Origin of the sequence: Dietzia sp. DQ12-76 (genome assembly GCF_014145045.1) — a bacterium.
GTDB lineage: Bacteria > Actinomycetota > Actinomycetes > Mycobacteriales > Mycobacteriaceae > Dietzia.
Genome location: NZ_JAALDV010000460.1, coordinates 1 through 1,970, shown reverse-complemented (window position 1 = coordinate 1,970; position 1,970 = coordinate 1). Strand labels below are relative to the sequence as shown.

The following is a 1,970-nucleotide window of genomic DNA, read 5'->3' as shown; positions in this document are numbered from 1 at the left end:
CGGCGGTGGGAGTCCTCGGGCCCGAGCCCCGGCCCGATCTCCACGCACCGGAGCCGGAGCCCGCACCGGATCCCGGGCCCGCACCCCGATCCGAGCCCCGTCGCCGGGACGACGGCGCCGCAGGGGAGAAGATCCCCGCGGCGGAGCTGATCGCCCGGCTCCGGCGAGAACGGGAGAGGGAGAGGGGACGCGATAGCGACGCGTGAGGCCCGGCCCGGCCTCCGGAGTGTGAACCTGGGTCCCGGCCGTCCCGCGGGTTATGGTGGCGTAATGAAGGGGACGCGGGGCACCACGCTGCGCCGTCGTGTCCGGATGGTCCTGGCCAACCCCTGGTTCAAGGCGATCGCGACCCTGACCGTCCTGGGTTTCATCCTCTACTGGCTCCGCGGACAGATGCCGTTCTTCGCCGAGGGGTTCTCGGCGGTGGTCAATCCGCACTGGGGATGGGTCGCGGTCGCGTTGGTGTTCTCGTACCTGTCCATGTCCAGCTACGGCTCGGTGCAGAAGGTGCTCCTCCAGTCGGCCGGGGTCAGGGTGGGGTACTGGGGGAGCGTCGGACTGGTCTTCTCCGCCAACGCGTTCTCGACGTGCATTCCCGGCGGACAGGTCTTCGGGACCACCTTGACCTACCGCAAGACCCGGCAGTGGGGTGCGACGCGGGTCGTGGCGTCGTGGCAGCTGGTGATCTCCGGGGTGCTGTCGGCGGTGGGGATCGTGCTGCTCGCGCTGGCGGGCTTCTTCCTGGTGGGCCGCGTGTCCAACCCGTTCCTGCTGATGCTGTCGGCCGTCGGCCTGGTGGCGATCGTGGTGGTGGTGCAGTGGGCCGCGCGGAACCCGGACAGGATCGAGGAAGCCCTGCTGGCCCTCCTGGCCTGGGTCAACGCGCGGCGACGCAAGCCCGCCCACCATGGCGCCACCGGAGTGCGCAAGATCGTGGAGCAGGCCGAGGCGGTCGAGATGACCAAGACCCAGTTCGCCAAGGCCTTCGCGTTCTCGCTGCTCAACTGGGTGGCCGATGTCGGGTGCCTGTGGGCGGCCGCCCACGCGGTCGGCGCGCAGCCCAGCATCGGAGGTCTGTGCATCGCGTATGTCACCGGCAAGATCGTGGCCTCCGCGCCGATCACGCCGGGCGGGCTCGGGACGGTCGAGTTCGCGCTCATCACCGCACTCACCGCTGGTGGACTGGGCGCGCATCAGGCGTTCGCGGCGGTGTTCCTCTACCGCATCGTCAGCTTCGTCTTGGTGGCGCTGGCGGGATGGGTGGTCTTCTTCCTCTTCTACCGTGGAGCGGTGGAGATCGACCCCGATGTCGAGCACGAGGAGGGATCCCCTCCTCGTGAGCGCCCCTCGTCGTCGTCGACCACCCCCCACCCGGAACGCTCCACGGTCGTCGCCGCCCCGCCGGCCGGTATCGCCGCGATGTGGCCGCTGCACGGCACTCCGTGGCGTCCGACCTTCCACGCGCATTCTGGTCCTACCCCCCTTCTGCGGGTCCGCGATGACGGGACGCGAGCGGACGGGGGCGGCGATGTCGACGACGAGGCCCGCGACGACGCAGACGAGGACTCGTGTGCGGTGAGCGGCCCGAGGCGACGTGACGAGAAGGAGCCGTGACAGTGGTGGCCCTTCCGCTCGTCCTCCTGCTCGACGCGGTGTCGGTGGTCGTGTTCGCGACCTTCGGACGCGGTGCGCATTCCGAGGGTCTCGGGCTCGGCCAGGTGTGGGGGACGGCGTGGCCGTTCCTGGTGGGTCTGCTGGTGGGGTGGATCGCGGTGCTGGCCGCTCGCCGCGACCCCGCGGGCGTCCGATCCGGTGTCGTGGTGTGGGCCTGCACGCTCGTCGGCGGGATGGTGATCCGCGGACTCGGCGACGGGCGGGTGCCGCACTGGAGCTTCATGCTGGTGGCCGCTCTCGCCACCGGCGTGCTGCTCCTGGGGTGGCGGGCACTGCGCGCAGCGTGGACCCGGCGC

2 protein-coding genes and 1 pseudogene are annotated in these 1,970 nt (G+C 71.0%); all 3 read left to right on the top strand.

Going from position 1 to position 1,970, the window contains the following annotated elements; all coding sequences use genetic code 11:
- Positions 1–206: pseudogene (locus G6019_RS17120) on the top strand (hypothetical protein); the annotation flags it as partial.
- A 64-nt stretch (positions 207–270) separates the two neighbouring features.
- Positions 271–1,614 (top strand): lysylphosphatidylglycerol synthase transmembrane domain-containing protein, encoded by a 1,344-nt coding sequence (locus G6019_RS14715; protein WP_182613377.1) that lies wholly within the window; start codon positions 271–273, stop codon positions 1,612–1,614.
- A gap of 5 nt (positions 1,615–1,619) precedes the next feature.
- Positions 1,620–1,970: DUF3054 domain-containing protein (locus G6019_RS14710; RefSeq protein WP_309230275.1), on the top strand; the 351-nt coding region annotated here is incomplete at its 3' end.